This window comes from Bradyrhizobium sp. WYCCWR15520 (genome assembly GCF_056174665.1).
Window position 1 is genome coordinate 122,729 of sequence record NZ_JBWBWM010000005.1, and the last position, 23,086, is coordinate 145,814.

The following is a 23,086-nucleotide window of genomic DNA, read 5'->3' on the forward strand; positions in this document are numbered from 1 at the left end:
GCAATCCTGTAAACGCCCGTCGCCCCGCAATAGCGGGCGCGTCGGTACGATTGCGGCCGAAAATCCTTACCCACAACTGAAATTGCAGGGATCACCGCGGCGAACGACCGCCTGTGCGTGGCCGAACCGCGCGCTCGGCCCGCGCGTGCCCTAGGGAATCTCGACATGAACACCGCTCCTGATATCACTGTGCCAACGTCGATCGCCGCAACCGGCCAGACCAACGCTGCCGCAGCCCCGCGGATCAAGCTTTTGTCGCACGGCTTCTCCATCGACCATCCTGACCCTGAAATCGGCGAACAGCTCATGGCCAACGCACTGGGGGTCGCCAGCCGCGAAGCGATGCATGGCATTATCAGGCAACTGGTAAAGGCCAGCGTGAGCGGCGAGCGTCCTGACGAGGTCAACCTCTCTTTCATGATTTCGATGGTGACGAGCATCAAGCCCCGGGATTCCGTCGAGGCCATGCTGGTGGCGCAGATGGTTTCGGTTCATGTGATGGCGATGCGGTGCGCCCATCACCTTGCGAATGCGGACGATCTCGCCCAGCACGACAGCGCCGCGCGCGCCTTGGGCAGGCTCGCCCGCACCTTTCCCGCCCAGATCGAGGCGCTTAACCGCTACCGGAGCCATGGCGAGCCCGCCATCACCGTGCAGAACGTGTCGGTGGGGGACGGCGGCAAGGCCATTGTCGGCAACGTTACGCAGCATGCCAGCGTGATCGTTTCCGAAAAAAACCCGGCACCCGCGGCGCGGAAAGCGCCGAAAGGGTCGGGCTCCAGGCGAAAGCGCGCTCCTGCTGATGCCAAGCCGGAAGCCCAGGCATGAGCGATCACATCAGAAACACCGGCGCGATGCTGGCGAGCCCACGTTGCGGCGCCAAAACCCGTTCCGGCGGCGCGTGCCGCTCGCCGGCGGTGTATGGCAGGAAGCGCTGCCGCATGCACGGCGCAGCACCGGGATCCGGCGCGCCAAGGGCAAACCAGAATGCGCGCAAGCACGGCCTGTTCACCAGGGATGCAATCGCCGAGCGAAGGCAGATTCAGGCGTTGTTGGGTGAAGCACGGAAGCTGCTGGAGGGGATGAAGTGATTGGCTTTCGCAGAAGGGTGCGCCACGCGTTGGCAAGCTTGCCCTTGTCTTGCACCGACAGCATTCGATTTCTAGCTAGCCATACCTGCCGTTCAAGCATTGGCCAATTACGGTGACAGTGCACTCAACTGGAGTGAAAATTTCATGCACTGTCACCGTAATTCCGTGCACTCAAACTCCGGGTAAGAGTTTTATGCACTGTCACCGTAATGCCCCGATCTGCGGGAGGTGTCGGTCGAACGCGCATCAGCATTCTCGGGATGTTCTCAGGGACCGCTTTCTCGCCCCCGTCGTCGGCGCGATGCGCAGGATTGTCCGCCGGCACCGGGCCGCCACTATGACCCCACGATTTCGCCATACGCATCGTGTTGTTCGCACGCACGACCCTTCCCGTCAGGCTAGCCTTCGGAAACATGGACATGGGCGGTGATTTCATTGGCCGCTGGCGTGCGGGTAGCGGCAGGAGAACGGCACGGCAAGCTAAACCCGGACGGTACAGCGCGAAGGTGCTTGCTTGCGGCTCATTGCTGCTCTCGTGTGTCATCGTCGCTGGCATGGCGACGCAAACGGCATTGGCGGAAATAGCCGCGCCGGCCACGACACGCGTCGCTGATAACGAAAAAGAGCAGGGTGAGCCTGGCGTCGCGCAAGCATCCCACACGCAGAAGTCGGAACCCGAAACAGTCCTGCGACAGCCTGAGGTGCAGAAGCCAGCGCCGGAAGCTGCCGTTCAAATGCCGGAAGCACGGAAATCGAGCCACGAGGCCAAGGATTTACCTGTACCACAGCTCGTCTTGCCGGGCGATCTGGCGAAGAAGATCGGCCAGAAGATCTGGCTGAATGAAACGGGCGGAAAAAGTGATGCGATCACGGCATGGAGTGCGAACGAGGAATTCGCTTCCCTGGGCATCGGTCATTTCATCTGGTTTCCTGTCGGCAAATGGCTGCCTTTCGAGGAGAGCTTTCCGGCCCTGCTCGAATTCATGCGCAGGAAGAACGTGCATTTGCCCGCCTGGCTGGACCAGACGCAAATTCCGGCCAACCCTTGGACAAGCCGGGCCGAGTTCAGGAAGAACGCCAACTCACCGCAGATGAAGGAGTTGAGGCAGTTTCTGCTCGACACCGTGCCGGAGCAGACGCAATTCATGGTGGCGCGGGCGCAAGGTGCGATGGAGAAGATCCTCAAGACGACGCCCGACGGCACGGAGCGCGAACATATCGTCATCCAGTTCACGCGCGTCATTCGCGCCTCCGAGAATTTTTATCCGCTGATCGACTACATCAACTTCAAGGGCGAGGGCACCAACCCGAACGAAGCCGCCATGGACAGGGAGACCGGGCGGCGGCAGGGTTGGGGTCTCAAGCAGGTGCTGCTCAAGATGAACGGTGATACCAGCGATCCGAAGGCCGTGCGCGCCGAATTCGCCGATGCGGCGCAGTTCGTCCTGCAGCAGAGGGTTCGCAACCTTCCATCCAACCGTGTCTTCGAGGTCGGCTGGCTGCGCCGCGTCGCGACCTACCGCCGCCCGATCGCGGATCCGGAAGCGAGCCCCAAACGGGCTCTGAGGAAATCGTTGCGAGTGACGGCGGCTCAATAGCTTTCCAATGAAGGGGACAGTTGCCGCTTTTGCGTATGCGTGAGGCTGCTTGTCCCGCGACGTTCGTCAGGCAATCGCGGGCTGCGCCTCGCTGACGTCAGCCTTTGGCCCTCTTCGCCACCACCTTCTCATAGGCCGCCTGCAGCCGTTCGCCTACGCTTGGGCCGGTTCGACGCTTCGGTTTCAAGCCGAGATGCGATTACGGTGACAGTGCACTCAAACGCCGGGTAAGAGTTTTATGCACTGTCACCGTAATTCCCGGGGATGCGATCGCCGAGCGAAAGCAGATTCAGGCGTTGTTGGGTGAAGCGCGGAAGCTGCTGGAAGAGATGAAGTGATTGGGTTTCGCAGCAGCGCGCAAAGTCTCAAAATAAAAGCTCACGACTCGTATATCATTGAAATAGCTGTATAAAATGGAAAAGAATTTTAGGGGCGTGCATCTTAGGAGCCCCCGGTGGATTGCGGCGACAACTGACGGGAATGCAACGTCCAGTCGCATCCGCGAGTTCGTGAAGCTAGAATGCTTGCGTGATAATCGATTCGACGAGGGCGCAGAAGAAGTCGCGGCGGATCTGTCGAGAGGTTCGAAAAGAGGGAGCAATTGCGATCGTGGCCGATCGGAGACCGCGTCGCTGCGGCAAGTTGGCCGAGCGAAAGCCGTGACTTTGGCTGCGAGAACGATGCTGCCCGGCCCGACCAAAGGGAAGGTGTTGGGTGGTCGGAAGTGGCGATCGCTAGCGCGAGTTCGCTGGAGCTACAGGCCTGGAGCCGCTCGAAGCAAACGCGTTTCTAACGGTAGACGCCAACTTCACCCAAGTACACGACAACGAGCCTTCTATCATGCACGACTCCGGCCTCGACCGCTTTGGACGGCGCGGGTTGGGCGTTGACAATGCGAGGATGCGAGGCTCTTCGGCGACCGGCTGTTGAAGTTCGGCCAAAGCTGCTTCGCGACGTTGCACATCAAGAAAGCGCTTATACTCCGCATAAATCCGTGCGCGCTCGTTCGCGGTCGGGTTCGGACCAGCGATATCGAAGCTGCGGTACTGGAATAGATCGTAGTAGGCATAACCTCCGCCCATCTTTTGGCGGCCGGCAAAGCGGGCGCCGCAATCCATAATCCGCGCGACGCGCTCGGCGCCCAAAAACATCCTTCGGCTCCACTCCGCACATTCCTCAAAGTCGCTCCCAATTGCGGACGAAGGGACGCTTAGCCTCAGCGTGGCAATCACAAGTGCTGTCACCGCAACAAAAGTTGCAGGAAACCTTCTTGGCTTGGGCCGCGCCGCAAACATGCCAAAATATCTTCCCCGTTGAGTCGCAATTACAACGTTTAGGGAATTTTTCGCCTCAATCCTGTGGCGCGCGAGCCACAGCAAGCTTTTTTACGTGGGCCGTTGGGTTCCCTGCCTGCGCCCGAGGAGCTCCTTTTTCGATCATTCAGCCGACAGGTCCGTCATGGACCAAAGCGCTTTGTGCATTTTGTACTTCCGCCGCGGAACGGAAACTCGGCGTTTTGTTTATGCTGCATCAGGAAAACGGAAGAGTAAGACGTGAGTATCCATGTCTAATTACTTCCATGCACGTGAGGCAGCGGCAGCATTGCTCAAAATGACAAAAACAACTTCCGATCCCGACTTCGCGGCCGGGCTTGTACAAGCCGCCGCCGGTCAGAGGCAGCGCTGGACTGAAGATTCGGGGCCCTAGTGGCTGGTGGAGCGTCGGTTCATTTCCTCAAGAAGCTCGCGCATTGCATCGAACTGCGTGCCGAAGCCTTTCCAATCTCCGGACTTCAATCGCTCTACTGCTTGATTGTAGCGATCAAGCGCCTCACGTGCCTGACTTGCCGCCGGGCCTGTAGCGGGCCTCTCCTCTGTCGTGGTTGAAACTGCCGGCGCAGCGCCGGGCTCCATGAACAGCGCGGCCAAGGCCTCGGCGAGTGTCTCCTTCATCACCACGTGTTCGCCGTAGGCTGCGATCACGCGTTTCAGTTCCGGCAGGTGTCCGTGTTCCGCTCGCAGATAGAGCGGCGTTACATAGAGGATCGAGTTCTCGATCGGGATCACAAGCAAGTTCGCACCGCGTATCACCCGCGAGCCCATCTGATTCCAAAGAGTGATCTGTTGCGATATCTCGGTACTTTGATTGATCCGCGCCTCGATCTGGAACGGCCCGTAGACGAGCTTCTCCTTGGGAAACTCGTAGACGATCAGCTTGCCGTAGTCGGGCGCATCGCAGCGCGCGGCGAGCCACGCGATCATGTTGTCGCGGCGGCTAGGCACCATCGGAAGCATGAGGAAGAACTCGGCCTGCGGCTCACCGGGCAGCCGCATGATGATGTAGTAGGGGGCCATCGTTGCAACGCCGCCGCCGCCCGGCTGGCGCGGGAACTGCCAGAGATCCTCGCGGTTATAGAAAACGTCGGCCGCCTCCATGTGGTAAGTCTGATAGAGCCGCGCCTGAATCAGGAACAGATCCTCCGGATAGCGAATGTGCCTCTGCAGGTCCGCCGGCATAGCCGCGAACGGCTTGAACAAGCTCGGAAAGATGCGCTGGAAGGTTGCGGCGACCGGGTCACCGGTGTCCATCAGATAAAAGTCGACGGTTCCGTTATAGGCATCGACGATAACCTTCACTGAATTGCGGATGTAGTTGAGGCCCAGCTCTTGCACCGGCTGTGCATAGGGGAAATAGGAACTCACCGTATAGGCGTCCTGCATCCAGAACATCCGCCCATCGCTGATGACCAGATAAGGATCGTGATCGAGCCTGAGGAAGGGAGCGATCGTTCCTACCCGTTGCTGGATATTGCGGCGGATCATGATCCGGCTGTCGGCGGTGATGTAGCTTGAGAGCAGCAGGTTCGGGTCGTTGAAGTAATAAGCAAACAGGCCTCTCCACACCATCGATCCGATCGGAACGCCACCGGTGCCGTCATAGGCCGCGTAGACATTGTCCTTTCCCTTTGGATAGTCGAACTCAGGTGTGCTCCCTTTGACGATGACGTAACTGTCGTGCTCTTCGCCGTAGTAGATGCGCGGTTCGCGGATCTGGGGGCCTCCGTCCGCAACTGGGGGTATGTCGCGCAAATAAAAGAATGGCAGCCCTTCGCTGCTCTTGCGAGTGACCGGGCTCATCACCGCACCGGTGCCGTGAGTAAACAGCACGTGGCGGTTGACCCAGGTCTGGGCATTCGGCGGCAGCAAGGAGGGCCGCAGTTCGCGGGCCGAGATCATTACGCTTTGGTAGGAGCCATCGAGCCAATAGCGATCAACGTCAAGATGATGGAATTTGTAGTAGGTGCGGATCTCCTGCAGCTGCGCGTAGGTGTCTGACAAGGGCTGCCAGTCCCACAGCCTGATATTCTCGATTGTCGCCTTGTTGGCGTCGAGCGTCTTGGAGGTAAGCTTCTGTTCGGCAGCAAACGGCTTGGCTGCGATCTGATCGAGATTGTATGCCTGCCGGGTGAGCGCGATGTTGCGTTCAATGTAGGGCTTCTCCAGCTCCAACTCGCTTGGTTTGACGAAGAACTGCCGGAACAGCACGGGAGCTATGCCGGACAGCACGAAAGAGCCGATGACGACAAGCATGACCGCGGCGGCAGGAAGCCGGTAGGTCCTCACCCGGAGGTTTGCCAACGCAGCAACCGCCGCGCTGATCGACAGCCCGATCATTAGCCACAGGCCCGGCAGCCCCACATGCACGTCGGTGTAACTGGCGCCGACGACGACGCCGTTGTCGCCATAGAGCAGCAGATAACGGTCGAGAACATACGACCAGGCCTTCACGACGAAGAGGAGAGCAAGCAACGCCGAGCCGTGGGCGATTGCTGTCGGCGACATCGATCGATGATGGATGTCGTATTCGATGTCGCCGTGCACCCAGTAGATCGCTGCGGCGAAGAGCGCGCTCAGAACGAGTGTGAGCATCATCCAGTTTTTGACGAGGATATAGGCCGGCAGCACGAAGAGGTAGAAACTGATATCCTTGTTGAAGAGCGGATCGTCTGCGCCGTAGGGAACGTGATAGAAAAACTGCAGGATGACGCCCCAATTGCCGACTTCCAAGGCGGCAACCAGCAGAGCGAGCAAACCGGCACCGCCCGCGATGACGCGGGGCCACGGCAGCCGGTCGCGCACGATCGCGAGCAGGTCGGGCGGCGGCACATTGCCCGAAAGATTCCGCACGAAGGCCGCGACAGATTGCGGCGGCTGCCGTCGGGCAAAGCGGACCGCGAGCCATCCGTTCAGCCAAAGGACGGCCGCAGTTCCGGTCCAGACTGCAAAGAGGATGACGGCTTTGGCGCCGATCGTCGTCCAAAAAACCTGAGGATAGCCGATCGCAGAAAACCACAGCCAGTCGACCAGGAAGTCGCTCGCGAGCCAGAGCAGGATCAGGCAAATCCCGGAGAAGACGGCCGCAATGATGAACCCGACCACGGCGCTTTGCCTTGGTGCCTTCCGTTCGGGTCCGGCAATCCCGATCGTCATGGTTTGATGATAGCAGAAATGAAGAATGTTTGTCGCTTGATTCATGACGGGATTGCGCGTCACAGCGGCCCCCCACCCGGCGACGGCAGTTAAGCATCCTCACCGCGCCTCATGGCGTCCAGGCGCCGTCGCCACGACTGCAAATCACTTCAAGCGTAAAACTTCACTCCTCCAATTTCTTGCTAAGTTCAGGATTGAGCTTGTTCCGATCGACAGACTGATAGAACGTGATGGGTCTGCATTTTCCCTCGAAATCCGCGAGGACAACAGCCGTCCACGGACTCGCGTTCTCGCCCGAACCGTCGCGGAGGTCCGGCATGACCTTGCGAGCAGCGATCACATACCAAGCGCGACCAGCCGCTGCGGCCTTCGCCGCTGCCGCGAACTCATCCAATATTCCGCGCAGATTTTTGCGCATTTCTTCTTCGCTGTCCCCGCGGAGGTGTTTTCGAGGCGACTTTCCTGCCTCTCCATACTCATGATGAATGTTCAACTGAAGTCGGGCATCATCCACTTCGATCTTGGTGACCCGTATCGCGGCTCCGCCTTCGCGAAGATAGTCTCGCACCCGGACGTCGCAGGCCAAAAACCTGTCCGTTGGTGGCTGAGCGACGCTAGCTGCTGGGGGGACCGCGGTCTTCTTTTTTCGAGGAGCAGCATCCGCATCCATCGTCGCGATGGTAGCGCTGAAGAGCGCCGCGGCAAGCACGACGGGAAAAGGGGCATTCATGAGTGCGCTGCCAATGCTGTGCTTTTAGAACGCATTGGCCGCAGCGTTGGTTCCGCGGCCGGGAGCGGTGCTGAACGGCCGGAGAAGCGGCGGGGCGCGCCATCCCATGTTTGCGCTCAGCCGTAGATGATCTCTTCGATGATCTCTTCGTTGGCGATGTAATCGGCTGCCAGGCCTTGAGCCGACCGGATGCTGTCGAGGTAGCTCGAAGGCCTGATCCCGACGTGGCCATCGCCGTGCACAGGGGGTGCCAGAGGGTCCCACTGTCTTCCCCCCGACTGACCGGCATCCCACCGCGGCCAAAGCGAGCCAGCGGGAACTTTTTCCCCATAACAGCCTTGTTTAATATTGTTCTACAAAAACGGGACCTTACGGAGGCGGTTTGCGACCGTCGGCAGGTCATGGACTCGATTCTCATCAAGATCTTCGCCACGGCGCTTGCCTTCAGCCAGGTCACTACCCGTCCGGATGAGGTCAAGACGGAGTTCGATGCGGCGCGCGACCGCTTCGAGGTGGCGCAGCTTTTGGGTGCCGGCTGCGCCCACATGCGCAAGGCTTTCGACATCGAGGACCTCAACCTGGACGACCTGATTGCCACTGCCATGGATGACAAAGAAGCGTTGAGCAGCATCAAGGCACTCAAAGGACTGAAGCTGGCCGACCTCCATGTGGCCTACAGACAGTTCTGCAAAGGCGAAAAAGTGGAAGGATCTCCGGTCGATCTTGGCCAGGTCATCGCTTTCTACAACAGCGCAGTCAAGGATCTGCCCGACGCCGCGCAGATCAAGCACCTCAGGCTTCCTGGCACCAGCGTAATCCTCGATAACAAGAGCGAGCGTGTTGCCGAGATTTACGCGCCGAACAATCGCCGCATCTGGGTCAAGCTTGCAGATATCCCGGAAGCGGTGCGCAACGCATTCATCGCCGCGGAGGACAAGCGCTTCTTCCAGCACATCGGCATTGACGAGCGCGGACTGGTCCGCGCCTTCCTCGGCAACTTCACGCAGCCGGGCCGGCCGCAGGGCGGCTCGACCATTACTCAGCAGGTCGTCAAGAACCTGCTGGTGGGCAACGACATCACTTACGAAAGAAAACTGCGCGAAATGATCGTTGCCTCGCGGATGGAGCGCTCCCTGACCAAGGCGGAAATCCTCGAGCTCTATCTCAACTCGATTTATCTCGGTCGTGGAGCCTGGGGCATCGAGATGGCGGCGCGCAGCTATTTCGGCAAACCAGCCAACGCGCTCTTCGCAGTCGAGGGCGCGCTGCTCGCCGGGCTCGCCAAGGGTCCGAACTACTTCAATCCCGACCACCACCCTGAGCGCGCGCGCGAGCGCCTTGCCTACGTGCTGGGCCGCATGCAGGACGACGCCATGATCGACGCAGCCGCGGCGCAAGCAGTATTGCCGCAGTTCGTCGAGTACCGGCCGACGCGACGGGACTTCGCCTTTCATCTCGTCGATTACATTGCCCGCGAGGCAAAGGTGGTCGCCGGCCTCGATACTCTCACCAGTTCCTCCTACACGGTGCACTCGACGGTCAACTCGGCCTTGCAGCGCATAGTCGAAGCAACACTGCAGGAGGGCTTGGCGCGGTACGAGCTGAACACCAATCGCTACAAATTTGAGGGACCCGAGGCGAACATTTCCGATGCTGTCCGTCTGAGAGCGGCTGACTTGAAGACCACGGAGCCGGCTTGGCTCGTGGCGTTGAAGACGACGCGGCTACCACTCTATGACGTTCACTGGCAATCGGCGGTCGTCCTGGAGAATACGCGTGGAAAGCGCGGCCATGCGATCAACGTCGGTCTGACCGACGGAAGCATCCTGCCGCTGAACACCTGGAGCGCCGCGATCGGGCGCGGTCTCAAGCCGTACGACGTAGTCTATGTGCAGGTGCGAGAAGCCAAGGGTAAGCAAGCGCCGCGTGCCGATCTGCGCATTCGACCGACCGTGCAGGGAGCGGCGCTCGTACTCGGGAACGAAACCGGCCGCATTCTCGCGATGGCGGGGGGCTTTTCGTATCCGGCAAGCCAGCTCAACCGCGTCGTCCAGAGCCTGCGGCAACCCGGCTCGACCTTGAAGCCGCTGACCTACCTCGCCGCCCTTCAGAAGGGATTGCAACCCAACACGCTGGTGATGGACGAACCCATTACGCTGGCACCGATCGGCGCGACGGGCTACGCGCGCCAACGCGGTTTCTGGTCGCCGAAGAACTACGACGGCGGCGCTTCGGGCGCCATTACGCTGCGGCGTGCGCTGGAAAACTCCCGGAATCTCGCCACCGCGCAACTGCTCGCGACCGGCCTCGACGAAAGCGCCGAGCGAGGCCTCGATAGAGTCTGCGAGCTCGCAATGGAAGCGCAGCTCTACAAGGACTGCATGCGCTACTACCCGTTCGTGCTCGGTGCCCAAACGGTTCGGCTCATCGACCTTGCGGCGTTCTATGCAGCGATCGCCAATGAAGGCGCACGGCCCCGGCCCCATGCGATCGAAACGATCGAACAGGACGGCCGCCCAATCTACCAGCACGATCCGGGTGCGGTGGACTGGATCGGCTCCGCCGACCGCGCATCGTTTTACCAGTTGAAATCAATACTGCAGGGCGTGCTCGCGCGCGGAACCGCGCGCGTGGTGAAGCATCTCTCGCCCTTTGTCGGAGGCAAGACTGGTACCACTGATAATTCGGTCGACGCCTGGTTCGTCGGTTTCACAAATGACGTTACCATCGCCATCTGGGTCGGCTACGACAACAGCGACGGCGGGCGCCGCACCCTTGGGCGCGGCCAGACCGGCGGAAAAGTGGCTCTGCCGATGTTCGAGCCGATCGTGCAGGCAGCCTGGGAGCTGCACGCTCCCAAAACCGCATTGAACGGCCCTTCGCGCGAAGCCATGCGTCAGCTCGCTGCTCTGTCGATCGATCCCTATACCGGCGATCCTGCACCGGCCGGCTCCGGACGCGCTTTCACCGAGCACCTCAAGAGGGATCCGGCGGGGAGAATCAATGATACGCAATTTCGGATCGTGTCGCGTGCCGAACGCTACGCCTATCGTGGCGGTTATGACGAAGACAGTGGGCCATTCCAGCAGTGGTCCCACGACAACCGCCTTTACGGCGATAACCGGCCGCCCTTTCCATTCCCCGGCTGGCGTCTTGGTCCGCGCGAATTTCCCTCCTGGCGCGGATATCCCGATGACGAGGACCGTCTCCCGCGACCGCCGCTGCGGGTCGATCCCGATTATTTCTGGCGGCGGCTGAATTGAGCATTGACGCCATGAGACTCCACGCTGCCGCTATCCTCATCGCCGCCCGCGTGGCCACTTGCACGGGCGCGGCCGCGCAGGAATTCCAGCTGGAGGACGTGCCCGCAGTCGCCAGCGTTCCGACCGCACAGATCAAGCCGCGCACGGTCATCTTCACCGACCAACGCAACGACAAGCTCGCCGATTCCTCGACCGGGCTCATTCCTTTCGACGATTGGGCCCACTCACGTCCGGTTCAGCGGCGCTTCCTCTCGCTCTTCCCGAGCTTCGTTGAGCCCACGCTCAAGCAACAAACGAAGCTGAAGCTCTCGGTCTACCAGGCGGAGGCGCGGTTTCGACTTCCAAGACCGGCAGCGGCATTGGATCTGTCGCGGTATGCCAATGTTGCGTTCCTCGAGCAGATCGATCCGGCAGTCAAGCACCGGCCGATCACGGCGCGCGATGCTGTTCCCAACAAGGACGCGGGCGCCGCGCACAACCGTGCACCGGATCGCCGCTGGTGCGAGGACGCGAAGGCGGTCTGCGTGCAGTCCCGCTACATGTTCGAAGGGAAAATACCGGCGGGCATTCAGCTTGCCAACAAGCTGCGCGAGGAGAGCAAAAAGCCGATTCCGGATTTCATCGAGTTCCAGAGTGAGATCATGTTGGTCGCGCAGCCGCAGCTCGCCGAGCTGCCGAACCTGACAGGGCTCGAATCCATAGTCACCGGCGGGCTCGAGCAGAACATCTTTTGGGTCAACCAGGTCATCCAGTTCGGCAAGCTGCTTGCGGTTGTGCAACAGCATCCGGCCGAGCGGGAAGCCGCCATCGCGACGGTCTACATCCTGATTGCGGTCAGGGACGACGTGCTGAACAAGCAAAGGGAATACAGCAGAACACCCATGCTGCGAAACCTCGTGCCCGCGCAACTGCTCATGGGCAACAGCTCCTTCAACAGCGGCGATTCGCTGAGCGCCGGCCTGCCGAAATACGCTAGAAGCCGCATCAAGGCGATCGCTGAATTGATGGAACGGGAATGAGCAGATCGTGTGCGGCGACGCAGGTGGCTCTGTCACCGCCAAAAGTGTTACGCCGTTTCCACATGCTTACGCGACAGCGCCGCCCTGTTCACAAGGGACGCGATCGCTGAGCGAAGGCAGATTCAGGCGTTGGGTGAAGCGTGCAAGCTGCTAGAGATTCCGCAAAGATTGGCCGCCGCCGCGCGCGATCATCGATCGCGCGCGATCGCTTCCGCCTTCGAACCGGCGCTCCGCATGCGAACCTGAGATGCGGCTCAGGCGTCAAACAGTCGCCATCCGTCACGAGACGCGAAATGGCCATGCGGCTCGCACCCTGCGTCAAATCAACGGGCGTGGCCGAGGACGAAGTATTTCGCAATACGAGAACGAGCAGGCAGGCTATCCGAAATGCGGCTCTGCGAAGAAGCCGTCCCTGTGTGGTGTCGCCATCATCGTTCCCGACTGATGAGCCGCTCGAGATTTCCAGAACTGCCCCGTGAGAAACGGCGTCCATCGCACACATGCAGCGCTCCTGCTCGGTTGAACATGCGCACGATGCGGCCCGGTTGTCGCAGAACTTTGCCGACAACTGCCGGGAATTGTCGCGATCTGTCTCAGGGATGCTGCATTGCATAGTTCGCGACAAGTTGGCCGTTTTTGCCTGGCGCCTCCTCCCATCTGCCGTTCTTCAATCACGTTGCGTTCAATGCGGCTTCCCGATCGCATCAGATCCTGACGGACATGCGAGTTTGCGACAATTTGCGACAGATACGGCCCGCCGGGACAAGGTTCTGCGACAGCTTGTGGCTAAGATGTTTCGACTGAGATCGAAGATCCTTGCACATGGGCGGCGGTTCCTCACGGAACAGGCCGGCACCTTTCCCGATTTAACGCCACGTTCCTGTCAGGGCAGCCATGCCGCAAGGATTTGATTTCAGTCGATCGTACCCAGCCGATACATTCTGTTACACTTTTCCGATGGGTTGGGTGCTGGACTTCAGTATGATGCCGAACGGAGCAATCGGATGGACTCGGCACCGCACATCGCCGTCGTAGACGATCATCGTGACATCCGCGACCTGGTCGGCAAATACTTGATGCAGCATGGCTACCGCATCAGCCTCGCGGAGAGCGCTGTGGCACTGCGCCGTCTGCTCGAACGAAGTGCGCCCGACCTGGTGGTTCTTGACATCATGATGCCAGGCGAAGACGGATTGTCGCTCTGCCGCCATCTGCGCAGCACCACGGAGCTTCCCGTTATCCTGTTGACTGCCATGGCGGAGGAGACCGACCGTATCGTCGGTCTGGAAGTCGGCGCCGACGACTACGTGACGAAGCCATTCAATCCCCGTGAACTCCTCGCCCGCATCAAGGCGGTGCTTCGGCGAGTGCAAAGCCTGCCGCCGCAAAAGGGCCGGCTCGCGAGCAAGATCGTACGTTTCGACCGGTGGACTTTTGACGTCAACCGGCGCGAATTGCTGGGAAACGACGGCGTTGCCGTGCCGCTCAGCACGGCAGAGTTTCGTCTCTTGTGTGCATTTCTCGATCATCCGGGCCTGGTACTCAGCCGCAATCAGCTCCTTGACCTGACAGTCGGCCGAGATGCCGATCCGTTCGACCGCAGCATCGACAATCAGGTCAGCCGCTTGCGGAAGAAGATCGAGGCCGACCCGAAAGTACCAGCCTTGATCAAGACTCACTGGGGTGGTGGATACAGCCTCGTCGCAGAGATCGGGCAGCCATGATGAGCTTGTGGACGCGCAGTCTTGCAGCCCGTTTCATCTGCTTCACGCTGCTATCCCTCGTGCTGTCGCAAGCAATCGTGTTCTTCATTTCCTGGGATGAGCACGGGCAGTCGATGCGGAAGGCCGCCAAGGGCGAGATATTCAGCCGGTGTGCCTCGCTCACCCGGGTCCTGGAGGCGACCCCTCAGTCGCTGCAGACCGACATCCTTAACGCCAGCAACACCAGTTCGGCGAGATATTGGATATCGACCAACGGCCTGAAGGATGCCTCGGCATGGCGAGAGGAGGCATGGGAGCGCCTGGCGCAGCCATTGCCGCGCGTATCCTTTCCTGGCCACAATGTGCCCGCCGAGGTGAGACCGGACTTCACCCGAAACACAGCCAAGAGCAGCAGCGCCACCTCCTCACAGTGGATCGACCTGAAGCCGGAAGCCTGGCCGCTCTCTCGGCCGGCGAAGTTTCTTTATCTCGATGACGCCACCGGCATGGGTCTGGCCGTTCAGTTGGCGAACGGAGCGTGGCTGAACACTGCATTTGCCAAACCCGCACAAGACGGCTTCTGGACCTCCAAATCCACCCTGGCGCTCGGCCTTTCGGCGTTGTCTTTGTCGATCATTGCCGTGTTTGCCGCGCGCGGCATTGCGCGACCCTTGCGCCGCCTCGCCGTAGCAGCCGAGGCCCTTGGCCGTGGCCAGGAGATCGTGCCGCTGCCGGAAACCGGCCCCGACGATATCCGACGCACCGCCGAGGCATTCAATCGCATGCAAGCGCGCCTGCACCGTTTCGTCGACGACCGCACCAAAATGCTGGCCGCCATTGGTCATGATCTGCGCACACCCCTGACCTCGCTTCGTTTGCGTACAGAATTCGTGCACGACGAGGACATCCGCGAGAAAATGCTTTCCACCATTACCGAAATCCAGACGATGACGGAGGCTACCCTCGCATTCGCCCGCGAAGACGCAACCGCGGAGATGACGCGAACCGTGGACCTCTCGGCGCTCGTGGAAAGTCTCTGCGACGATCTTGCCGAACTCGGTCATGACATCTCTTTTTCGAACGGACAGAAAATCGGCTACAGCTGCCGGCCAGACGCACTCCGCCGCGCGTGCCGTAACCTCATTGAGAATGCCATCCGTTATGGCGAGCGGGCGCGCGTCAGCGTGGAGAGGCGCGCAGATAATATCGAAATCATCGTCTCGGATGATGGACCCGGCATTCCCGACAGCGCCCGGGAGCAGGTTTTTACGCCATTTTTCCGGATGGAGAATTCGCGAAACCGCGAAACGGGAGGCGTAGGCCTCGGCCTTTCCATTGCCCGGACCATTGTGCGCCACCACGGCGGAGACATTGTCTTGACCAACGGGCCGAAGGGATTGCACGCGGTCATCAGCCTGCCGGCGCAGGAGGGCGCGCCGCCTCCGGCCAGCCGACCGATCACGGCCGCAGCAGCGAAGGACGTTATCAACGATCTCGAACCGGCTCCGCGCGGCATCGCTTGAAACTCGGCGGTGCGCGTGTGCATCTTCGCTGGCAGCCTGTGCGCTGTCCTGATCTCGCCCGACAATCTGTCCTTGTCGTTTTTCTTCGACACGGCGCAGTCGAATACGCTGCCAGTGGTCATGCTAAGGCCGAAAGTGATGGCTTTTAGAACCGGCATGGGCCTCGTTTCGCTTGAGGCGGCGCTGAATGCGATGCTGGCGGCCCCCCGTGTCTTGGAGAGGGTGTGAGTAGCTCAGCCCTGGCGAACCAATGCCGCATTGACAGACCGCCCCTTCTCGGATCTGTAGCACCGCCGCAGCGCTTCGCAGTCGTTAACATGGCCTACAGGAACAACCGGGGATCTCGATGTTGCGGCAGCGTGCGCTCAGGACTGCTCTGCTTGCGGCTGCTTCAGGAGAAGGGCCTGCAATTCGCCAGATCGGAACATCTCCGTCACGATGTCACAGCCGCCTACGAATTCGCCGTGGACGTACAGTTGCGGAATCGTCGGCCAATCCGAGTAATCCTTGATACCTTGGCGCAGCTCTTCGGACTGGTAGATATCATGCGATCTGAACGGAACGCCGAGATGGTCGAGTATCCGGACGACTTGCGCAGAAAATCCACAAGCCGGCGCCGTCGGTGTGCCCTTCATGAACAGAAGAATCTCGTTTGCGTTCACTTCGCTGCGAATGAAGTCTGCAACGCTCATGTTCTTCCCCTCCGTTGGTCGGCAAGAGCGATAATAATTACCGCCCGAGCGAGAAATTTATAAGTACGATTTTAGAACTTAATTAACCGCCGGCTGGAATTCCAGAGGGAGGTTTGCACAATTTCCTGTCAGTCGACGGCTATGCCGGCTCACAAAAAGGGCCAGCTGCAATGCAGCCGGCCCGAGATCCAAGTCAGCGGAAACGATACCGCTTGCCTGGGGAGTTTCAATCGCAATAACGACCCGTTCTCGAGAATTTCAATTCCAAAATAGAATTGACTTAAGTTCCCGTCCTGAAGGCTGTAGCCGGGAGAGGCACCCTCATACCTCGTCGCGCTTTCCCCATGCAGCGGGAAAGAAATCATCGTTGATCGAACTTGGTCAGTCGCCACCTCACCAGATCGTCGGCGCCGGGACCGGCCTGAGGCCGAACATCCCTCATGCGGACCACCTCGCCTGACTTCTCGTCCACGAGCGCCAGCTTCACCTGGCGTCCGCTGTTCTTGTTGATGAATTTGAGAGGGGGGCCGGCGTCCCCGGTAATTCCCCATTTATCCCCGACCTGGGCAAGCGCCTGAATGACGAGGATGACGTCCCTGCCCTTTCGGGTCAGGAGATACTCGTAGCGATCGGGACCCGATTGATACTGCCGGCGCTCGATCAGTTCATTTTCCTCGAGATGCTTGAGCCGGTCGGACAAGGTGGCATGGGTCACACCAGTCGACTTTCTCAAATCCTCGTATTTGCTCAAACCCAGCGACAGGTCGCGCAAGATCAGAACAGCCCAGCGATCACCGACGGCATCGAGCACCCCGGCGATCGAACAAGCCATTCCCTCAAAACTCTTCGAGCGCATCTGCGTGGACCTCCGAATAACTCTTATTACCAGAGTAAACTCGCCTGGCCCGCTATCCAAGGCCAGACCGGGAATTTCATGCAAGAATTCACTTGCCTTCCAGTCACTCTTATTATTAGAGTTGGTCAATGCACAATGGGAGGACAATGGATATGAGCGAACGCCGTTCCTCTTCCAGTTGCCGGGATTCAAAACGGAAGAGATCGAGCCGTGGGACCAGCCAAGCGAAAGGCGGCGTCGGCTCAAGGTGACGTTTCCGGACGCAGTCGCGACGCATTGTGCCGAACAGGTGTTTCACGTCGATGGTGACGGCCTGATCTCACGCGTCGACTACGGCGCGGTCGTCACCGGCAGGATTCCGATGGCGCACTACATGTCCGAGTATCGGGATTTTGACGGCGTCAGGATCGCGACCAAGCGGCGCGCTTATCATCGAAGAGCCGATGGCACCGCGATCACCGAAGGTGTTGTGGTCGCGATCGATATTGCCGACATCCGGCTCTCATAAAGAAGTACGGCAGACAACGTGCTGTAATCAGGAGCAATGCATGCCCGAACCCGACGATCGTCATGTGGTAACCTTGGAGATCAACGGCACGCGCAAGACCGTCACGGTGGAAGCGCGAAAATTGCTGGTCCACCTGATCAGGGAAGACCTTGGCCTCACCGGAACGCATGTCGGTTGCGATACTTCGCAGTGCGGCGCCTGCACTGTGGAGATCGACGGACAGGCAATCAAGGCCTGCACCGTGCTGGCCGTAATGGCAGACGGTGCGTCGATCACAACGATCGAGGGCCTGACCGACACAAGGGCCGAACTCAGCCCGGTTCAGGCGGCGTTCCATGAGCATCACGCTCTGCAATGCGGCTTCTGCACGCCGGGCATGGTGATGAGCGTGCGCCAGCTATTGAGGGATCAGCCCAATCCGAGCGAGCATGACATCCGCCACGGCCTTGCCGGCAACATCTGCCGCTGCACCGGCTATCACAACATCGTCCGCGCAGTCGAAAGCCTGGCATCGAAAGGCGACCAGCCATGAACGATACGACTGCGATCCGCCATATCGGCCAGCCGCTCAGGCGACGCGAGGATCTCAAGTTTCTCGCCGGCAAGGGCCGATACGTCGATGATGTCAGGTTGCCGGGCATGCTGCATATGGCAGTACTGCGATCGCCGCACGCCCACGCCAAGATCAGAAGCGTCGATCTGTCGGCAGCCAAAGTCGCACCGGGTGTTCGCCTTGTTTTGTCCGGCAAGGCGCTCGCCGGCAAGATCGGCCCGATCGTGCCGAACTGGGTCATTCCCGGCAGCAAGGTACCGTTCCGTCCGGTGGTCGCGACCGATTGCGTTCGCTTTGTCGGCGAGTGCGTGGCACTCGTCGTGGCGGAAACGCTGGCTGAAGCCTATGACGCCGTCGGCATGATCGAAGTCGAGTACGACGTGCTGCCCGCCGTGATCGATGAGGAAGTCGCGATCCGGGAGGGCGCACCGAAGCTCCATGACAACGTTCCGGGCAATATCACCACGATCTACAAGGTGCGCGGCGGCGACTACCAGAACGCCGCCCGCGAGGCCGATCATGTCATCGGCCTGCGCGTCGTCAACAACCGCCTGATCCCCACCTGCATGGAAACGCGCGCGATCGTTGCCTCGCCAGAACCGGACGGCACCTTGACGGTTTATATCGGCAGCCAGGTTCCCCACATGCACCGGCGCTGGATCGCCGAGACGGTCGGCATTCCCGAGCATCAATTGCGGGTGGCCGCACCTGATATCGGAGGCGGCTTTGGCGCCAAGATGCATCTGTATCCGGAAGACCTGCTCTGCCCCTATCTCGCGCGCGAACTTGACGCACCGGTCAAGTGGTGGGAGAGCCGCTCCGAGAGCCATCAATCGACCAGCCATGGCCGCGCTCATACAGAAAACATCGAGGTTGCGTTCAGGAACGACGGCAAAATCCTCGGCCTGAAGGTCGACACCTTCGGCAACGTCGGCGCCTACCTGTCGAACATGGCGAGCGGCGGTCCGACCGTGAATACCATCAACTTTGGCACCGGCACTTACAAGATAGACAACTATGAGGCTATTTCCCGCGTCGTGTTGACCAACACCGTGCCGGTTGATGCCTATCGCGGCTATGGCCGGCCCGAAGGCGCGTATATTGCCGAGCGCGCGATCGATGCGGTGGCACGCCACCTCGAGCTCGACCAGGTCGAAGTGCGGCGGAAGAATTTCGTTCAACCGGCGGAATTTCCCTATCGGCCCTACGGCAGCACGGGCGTGATGTACGACAGCGGCAACTACCAGGGACTGCTCGACAAGGCGCTCGCGGCTTTCGACTATGAAGGCCGCCGCAGCGAATGCCAAGCCTTGCGCGGAAGCGGCATCTATCGCGGCATTGGCGTCGCCGCCTATACGCATATGTGCGGCATGGCACCATCACGCCGGTTGGCTGTGAGCGGATTCGACCGGGGCGGCTGGGAAAGCGCGCGGGTCAGCATCGATTCCAGCGGACGAGCCACGATCTATTCGGGCTCGATGAGCCAGGGACAAGGCCATATCACGTCGTTGTCGCAGATCGCTGCCGACGTGTTGCAGATTCCGATTGAAGACATCGACATCGTACAGGGCGACACGCGTCAGGTACAGGCTGGCCACGGCACCTTCAATTCCCGTTCGATGGCGGTCGGTGGATCCAGCGTGCACGTGTCCTCCCAACGCATTGTCGCCAAGGCGAAGAAGATCGCGGCGGGCATGCTGGAAGTGGACGAGAAGGACGTTTCCTATTCGGCCGGCGCGTTCAGCGTGCCCGGTACCGATATCGCGCCGGTAACCTTCCCGAAGGTGGCCCGCATGGCCTATGTCGGGCATAAACTGCCGGATGGCGTCGCGCCGGGCCTTGATGAGACGGTGTTTTACGACCCGACCGGCATGGGTTCGCCGTCAGGCGTCCACCTCGCTTATGTCGAAGTCGATCCGGAGACCGGGATTGTCGATATCCTCGACTATGTCGCGGTTGACGACGTTGGCACGCTGATCAATCCCCGTCTCGCGGCCGGCCAGATCCATGGCGGCGTCGTGCAGGGCATCGCACAAGCGCTCTATGAAGAGGTCAGCTACGATCCCGACAATGGGCAACTTCTGACCGGCTCGCTGCTCGACTATGCCGTTCCGCGCGCCGAGCATGTGCCGAATATCCGATCGCTGTTCCAGCAAACGCTGTCGCCGACCAATCCGATCGGCGTCAAGGGTATCGGCGAGAGCGGTTCGATTGCCGCCCCGCCTTGTATGGTTCATGCCGTGCTTGATGCCCTGTCACCATTCGGTATCAAGCACCTGGACATGCCGCTGACGCCGCCACGTGTCTGGGCGGCGGTGCAACAAGCACGCACGGGAGCGTCCCAATGATCCCCGCAGCCTTCGATTATGTTCGCGCGTCTTCGCTCGCCCAGGCGATCGATCTGTTGCGCGACGATCCTGACGGAACAAAGCTCCTTGCCGGTGGCCATACCTTGTTGCCGGCGCTGAAGCTGCGGCTGGCATCGCCCGAACTCCTGGTCGATATTGGCGGCATCGCCGAGCTCAAGGGAATCGAGATCAGCGAAACCGGCATCAGGATCGGCGCACTGGCCACCCACGCCGAACTGTTTGCTTCTGAGCCGCTGTACAGGGAATTACCTATCTTTCGCCAGGCAGCCAGCTTGATTGCCGATCCACAGGTGCGTAACCGCGGCACGATCGGCGGCTCGCTCGCGAACGCCGATCCCGCGGCTGACTGGCCGGCGATAGTGGTGGCGCTGCAGGCAGAGATCGAGATCGCAGGCCCGAATGGCCTGAGAAGGGTGGCGGCACGGGATTTCTTCGTCGATATCTTTTCGACCGCGCTGGCACCGGACGAGATTCTCGCCAGCATCCGTATTCCGCGGCCGAAGCCCGGCATGCGTTTCATCTACCGAAAGATCCGACATCCCGCGAGCGGTTTTGCCGTCGTAGGAATCGCGGTTGGCGTGCGACTGCAGCAGGATGCGGTTGACGAGATTTCCATCGGCGTCACCGGTGCAGCGAACCACGCGTTCGCCGGCCAACACGCTTCCGATTTCCTGATCGGCAAGACGCTCTCGCCGGACAACATCGACCAGGCGGCAAAATTGCTCAGTGAGACCACCGAGTGCCTCTCCGACCGCTACGCTTCGGCGGAATACCGCGCGAATCTGATCCGGGTCGAGACCAGGCGCGCGCTATTTGCGCTTTCGTCGTGAAGCGTGAGCCTTCGCGCCGGCCGCACGATCGGCGGCATCGCCACCAAATCGCTTACGATTAAACGGAACAGCACCTGCGCCGGCAACAATCTCGACATCCTCGAGCCGCAACGGCTTGCCGCCGCTCGTCCGCAACGCCGGATATTCGATCGGTCGTCCGGCGGCGCGTTCGCGGAACACGACCTGCGGCCCTGCGGGCTCCGCCAGCCAGTCGTCACCCCATTTCTTAAGCGCGAGATAGGCCGGAAAGAAATCGCGTCCTTTCTCGGTCAGAACGTATTCGTATCGCCCGGCGTGTTCGGGCAACGGCACCCGCGTCATGACGCCGGCATCGATCAATTTCTTCAGCCGGGTGCTCAAGATATTGGGAGCGATCCCGATATAGTATTCGAACTCATCGAAGCGTTTCACGCCGTAATAGGCCTCGCGCAGGATCAGGATGGACCAGCGGTCGCCGACAACTTCCATGGCGCGCGCCATGGAACATTCCTTGTTTGCAAGACGGCTTCGCTTCACACTGGACATAGCTCTTTCACCCGAACTCAGCTCATACCATATTGAGCAGGATTCGTGTATGTCCAGTACGCCCTTCGGCGTTTCTGATCAGGCCGCCTGTCCCGGCTTGGCTTCCGGCTTGGCGACGATCTCGGGCTCCAGCGCACGCGGATGCGAAACGAGCGCGCCCGCTTCGCTTAAGAGTTTCAATTCCGCCTCGCTGAGGCCGAGTTCGCTGAAGACCGCGAAGTTATGCTCGCCCTGAAAGGCAGGTGTGCCAATTGGTGTCAGCTCTTCTGCCGAAAAATGCCACGGCCGGCCCGGCAACCGATATTCGCCGCCGCTGCGGTCAGGGACGCGTTGGACGGCGCCCCAGTAATCGCTCCATTCCGATGCTGTGAGCTCCTTGATAGAACGGATCTCGCCCATGGCGATTTTGGCTTCGTCGAACTGGGCGTCGAGGGTCGCCATATCCGGAAAGGTCAGGATCCAGGACTGGATGATCTGATGCAGCACGCCGAAATTCAGGCGGCGCGCGGCAGCGCTTGAGAACCGCGGATCATCCATCAGATCGACCCGGCGCATGGCGCGCAGCCACGACGGAAAGGTCCGGCTGCCAATAATGCTGGTCGCGACCGTGAAATTTTCGCCTTGCGGTCCTGTAAAGAAGGAACAATCAGTGGCGCCGAGCACCGCAGGCTCCGCCCCGATGTCATCATCGGAAAGATCGACGTGCGCGCGTTCGTTGACCGCGAGCAACGTCGCCGCCATTGCGATGTCGATATACTGGCCCCGTCCGGTCCTCTGGCGGCTGTTGAGAGCCGCAAGTATCGCGATCACGGCCTGCAATCCAGCGTAGACGTCGGCATGCGACAGACTATCGGTACGCGGCTCCGTCAGCGCGCTGCCATAGTGGCGGACGCTGTTTTCGGTAAAGCCGGCCTCGGCCTGCACGGTTGGCGCATAGGCCATCCTGCTCCGCCACGGACCACCCTGCCCATAGCCGGTGATCGACGCGTAGATCAGCCGTGGATTGCGTTTCGACAGCGTTGCGTAATCCAGCCCGAAGAAACCCAGCGTGCCCGCCCGGAAATTTTCGACCAGGATATCGGCGGTGTCGCAGAGTTCCAGCGCCAACTCGTAAGCGCCCGGGATGTTGAGATTGATACTGACGTTGCGTTTGCCGGCATTTTGCTGGGCGTAATAGCCTGACATCCCGTCGGTCGATGGAAAAGCAAAGCGAGAAACGTCGGGGCTTGGTGGCTCGATCTTGATCACCTCAGCGCCGAGGTCCTGCAAGGTCCGGGCGCACAGCGGACCAGCCAGCACACGGGAAAAATCGACGACCCGGATTCCACTCAAGGGG

The 23,086-nt window shown here is 60.4% G+C and carries 19 protein-coding genes; 12 read left to right on the forward strand and 7 right to left on the reverse strand.

Annotated elements, in window-relative coordinates; translation table 11 throughout:
- Positions 1–165: 165 nt before the first annotated feature.
- The 3 genes from AC0QUY_RS07345 to AC0QUY_RS07355 all read left to right on the forward strand — a co-directional run bounded on the left by AC0QUY_RS07345 (position 166) and on the right by AC0QUY_RS07355 (position 2,689).
- Positions 166–828, forward strand: a complete 663-nt coding sequence (locus AC0QUY_RS07345; protein ID WP_475386455.1) for a hypothetical protein — start codon at positions 166–168, stop codon at positions 826–828.
- The gene (locus tag AC0QUY_RS07350; RefSeq protein WP_161851976.1) at positions 825–1,091 is read left to right on the forward strand and encodes an HGGxSTG domain-containing protein; all 267 of its coding nucleotides are present in this window, start codon (positions 825–827) and stop codon (positions 1,089–1,091) included. Before AC0QUY_RS07345 ends, AC0QUY_RS07350 begins: the two co-directional genes overlap by 4 nt.
- A 734-nt stretch (positions 1,092–1,825) precedes the next feature.
- A complete protein-coding gene (locus tag AC0QUY_RS07355) occupies positions 1,826–2,689 on the forward strand; it encodes a hypothetical protein (RefSeq protein ID WP_475386333.1) in 864 nt (287 codons plus the stop codon).
- A 734-nt stretch (positions 2,690–3,423) separates the two neighbouring features.
- On the opposite strand, the gene AC0QUY_RS07360 is transcribed toward AC0QUY_RS07355, so the two are convergent.
- The 3 genes from AC0QUY_RS07360 to AC0QUY_RS07370 all read right to left on the reverse strand — a co-directional run bounded on the left by AC0QUY_RS07360 (position 3,424) and on the right by AC0QUY_RS07370 (position 7,909).
- Positions 3,424–3,840, reverse strand: coding sequence for a hypothetical protein (locus AC0QUY_RS07360; RefSeq protein ID WP_475386334.1), 417 nt, complete (start codon positions 3,838–3,840; stop codon positions 3,424–3,426).
- 552 nt (positions 3,841–4,392) lie between these two features.
- Positions 4,393–7,179 (reverse strand): UPF0182 family membrane protein, encoded by a 2,787-nt coding sequence (locus AC0QUY_RS07365; protein WP_475386456.1) that lies wholly within the window; start codon positions 7,177–7,179, stop codon positions 4,393–4,395.
- Positions 7,180–7,342: 163 nt separating this feature from the next.
- On the reverse strand, positions 7,343–7,909 hold the full coding sequence (locus AC0QUY_RS07370; protein WP_475386335.1) for a hypothetical protein: 567 nt from the start codon (positions 7,907–7,909) through the stop codon (positions 7,343–7,345).
- A gap of 401 nt (positions 7,910–8,310) precedes the next feature.
- On the opposite strand from AC0QUY_RS07370, the gene AC0QUY_RS07375 reads away from it, so the two are divergent.
- The 5 genes from AC0QUY_RS07375 (at position 8,311) to AC0QUY_RS07395 (ending at position 15,645) form a co-directional block, all read left to right on the forward strand.
- Entirely contained in the window at positions 8,311–11,172 is a 2,862-nt protein-coding gene (locus tag AC0QUY_RS07375) for a penicillin-binding protein 1A (RefSeq protein WP_475386336.1), read from the forward strand.
- Positions 11,173–11,183: 11 nt separating this feature from the next.
- On the forward strand, positions 11,184–12,191 hold the full coding sequence (locus tag AC0QUY_RS07380) for a hypothetical protein (protein ID WP_475386337.1): 1,008 nt from the start codon (positions 11,184–11,186) through the stop codon (positions 12,189–12,191).
- A gap of 1,004 nt (positions 12,192–13,195) precedes the next feature.
- Entirely contained in the window at positions 13,196–13,915 is a 720-nt protein-coding gene (locus tag AC0QUY_RS07385; protein WP_475386338.1) for a response regulator, read from the forward strand.
- A gap of 77 nt (positions 13,916–13,992) precedes the next feature.
- Positions 13,993–15,417 carry a sensor histidine kinase gene (locus AC0QUY_RS07390; RefSeq protein ID WP_475386339.1) on the forward strand — a complete coding sequence of 475 codons (1,425 nt, stop codon included), beginning with the start codon at positions 13,993–13,995 and terminating at the stop codon, positions 15,415–15,417.
- A 15-nt stretch (positions 15,418–15,432) separates the two neighbouring features.
- The gene (locus tag AC0QUY_RS07395; protein ID WP_475386340.1) at positions 15,433–15,645 is read left to right on the forward strand and encodes a hypothetical protein; all 213 of its coding nucleotides are present in this window, start codon (positions 15,433–15,435) and stop codon (positions 15,643–15,645) included.
- Positions 15,646–15,782: 137 nt separating this feature from the next.
- On the opposite strand, the gene grxD is transcribed toward AC0QUY_RS07395, so the two are convergent.
- Both grxD and AC0QUY_RS07405 read right to left on the reverse strand, forming a co-directional pair.
- Positions 15,783–16,109, reverse strand: a complete 327-nt coding sequence (grxD, locus tag AC0QUY_RS07400; protein ID WP_161851968.1) for a Grx4 family monothiol glutaredoxin — start codon at positions 16,107–16,109, stop codon at positions 15,783–15,785.
- Positions 16,110–16,470: 361 nt separating this feature from the next.
- Positions 16,471–16,920 (reverse strand): winged helix-turn-helix transcriptional regulator, encoded by a 450-nt coding sequence (locus AC0QUY_RS07405; RefSeq protein ID WP_475386341.1) that lies wholly within the window; start codon positions 16,918–16,920, stop codon positions 16,471–16,473.
- A gap of 166 nt (positions 16,921–17,086) precedes the next feature.
- On the opposite strand from AC0QUY_RS07405, the gene AC0QUY_RS07410 reads away from it, so the two are divergent.
- Genes AC0QUY_RS07410 through AC0QUY_RS07425 form a run of 4 tightly spaced genes read left to right on the forward strand, consistent with a single transcriptional unit; the run spans position 17,087 to position 21,225 of the window.
- On the forward strand, positions 17,087–17,473 hold the full coding sequence (locus AC0QUY_RS07410; protein ID WP_475386342.1) for a hypothetical protein: 387 nt from the start codon (positions 17,087–17,089) through the stop codon (positions 17,471–17,473).
- A 40-nt stretch (positions 17,474–17,513) separates the two neighbouring features.
- The gene (locus AC0QUY_RS07415) at positions 17,514–18,005 is read left to right on the forward strand and encodes a (2Fe-2S)-binding protein (RefSeq protein WP_475386343.1); all 492 of its coding nucleotides are present in this window, start codon (positions 17,514–17,516) and stop codon (positions 18,003–18,005) included.
- On the forward strand, positions 18,002–20,374 hold the full coding sequence (locus AC0QUY_RS07420; RefSeq protein ID WP_475386344.1) for a xanthine dehydrogenase family protein molybdopterin-binding subunit: 2,373 nt from the start codon (positions 18,002–18,004) through the stop codon (positions 20,372–20,374). The genes AC0QUY_RS07415 and AC0QUY_RS07420 overlap by 4 nt, the downstream gene beginning before the upstream one ends.
- Complete coding sequence (locus tag AC0QUY_RS07425) at positions 20,371–21,225, forward strand: FAD binding domain-containing protein (protein ID WP_475386345.1); 855 nt, start codon at positions 20,371–20,373, stop codon at positions 21,223–21,225. Before AC0QUY_RS07420 ends, AC0QUY_RS07425 begins: the two co-directional genes overlap by 4 nt.
- Here the strand turns inward: AC0QUY_RS07425 and AC0QUY_RS07430 are convergent.
- Together AC0QUY_RS07430 and AC0QUY_RS07435 are read right to left on the reverse strand one after the other, a co-directional pair.
- Complete coding sequence (locus tag AC0QUY_RS07430) at positions 21,205–21,705, reverse strand: winged helix-turn-helix transcriptional regulator (protein ID WP_475386346.1); 501 nt, start codon at positions 21,703–21,705, stop codon at positions 21,205–21,207. The two genes, AC0QUY_RS07425 and AC0QUY_RS07430, sit on opposite strands and share 21 nt — an antisense overlap.
- Positions 21,706–21,828: 123 nt before the next feature.
- Positions 21,829–23,082 carry a CaiB/BaiF CoA transferase family protein gene (locus AC0QUY_RS07435; RefSeq protein WP_475386347.1) on the reverse strand — a complete coding sequence of 418 codons (1,254 nt, stop codon included), beginning with the start codon at positions 23,080–23,082 and terminating at the stop codon, positions 21,829–21,831.
- Positions 23,083–23,086 lie beyond the last annotated feature (4 nt).

Excerpts from the sequence above, each read along its gene's own strand:
- AC0QUY_RS07355 (WP_475386333.1), top strand. The coding sequence starts at position 1,826 with ATGCCGGAAGCACGGAAATCGAGCCACGAGGCCAAGGATTTACCTGTA.
- AC0QUY_RS07365 (WP_475386456.1), bottom strand. The coding sequence starts at position 7,179 with ATGACGATCGGGATTGCCGGACCCGAACGGAAGGCACCAAGGCAAAGC.
- AC0QUY_RS07345 (WP_475386455.1), top strand. The coding sequence starts at position 166 with ATGAACACCGCTCCTGATATCACTGTGCCAACGTCGATCGCCGCAACC.
- AC0QUY_RS07360 (WP_475386334.1), bottom strand. The coding sequence starts at position 3,840 with ATGTTTTTGGGCGCCGAGCGCGTCGCGCGGATTATGGATTGCGGCGCC.
- AC0QUY_RS07415 (WP_475386343.1), top strand. The coding sequence starts at position 17,514 with ATGCCCGAACCCGACGATCGTCATGTGGTAACCTTGGAGATCAACGGC.
- AC0QUY_RS07370 (WP_475386335.1), bottom strand. The coding sequence starts at position 7,909 with ATGAATGCCCCTTTTCCCGTCGTGCTTGCCGCGGCGCTCTTCAGCGCT.
- AC0QUY_RS07420 (WP_475386344.1), top strand. The coding sequence starts at position 18,002 with ATGAACGATACGACTGCGATCCGCCATATCGGCCAGCCGCTCAGGCGA.
- AC0QUY_RS07430 (WP_475386346.1), bottom strand. The coding sequence starts at position 21,705 with ATGGCGCGCGCCATGGAAGTTGTCGGCGACCGCTGGTCCATCCTGATC.
- AC0QUY_RS07380 (WP_475386337.1), top strand. The coding sequence starts at position 11,184 with ATGAGACTCCACGCTGCCGCTATCCTCATCGCCGCCCGCGTGGCCACT.
- AC0QUY_RS07425 (WP_475386345.1), top strand. The coding sequence starts at position 20,371 with ATGATCCCCGCAGCCTTCGATTATGTTCGCGCGTCTTCGCTCGCCCAG.
- AC0QUY_RS07385 (WP_475386338.1), top strand. The coding sequence starts at position 13,196 with ATGGACTCGGCACCGCACATCGCCGTCGTAGACGATCATCGTGACATC.
- AC0QUY_RS07350 (WP_161851976.1), top strand. The coding sequence starts at position 825 with ATGAGCGATCACATCAGAAACACCGGCGCGATGCTGGCGAGCCCACGT.
- AC0QUY_RS07375 (WP_475386336.1), top strand. The coding sequence starts at position 8,311 with ATGGACTCGATTCTCATCAAGATCTTCGCCACGGCGCTTGCCTTCAGC.
- grxD (WP_161851968.1), bottom strand. The coding sequence starts at position 16,109 with ATGAGCGTTGCAGACTTCATTCGCAGCGAAGTGAACGCAAACGAGATT.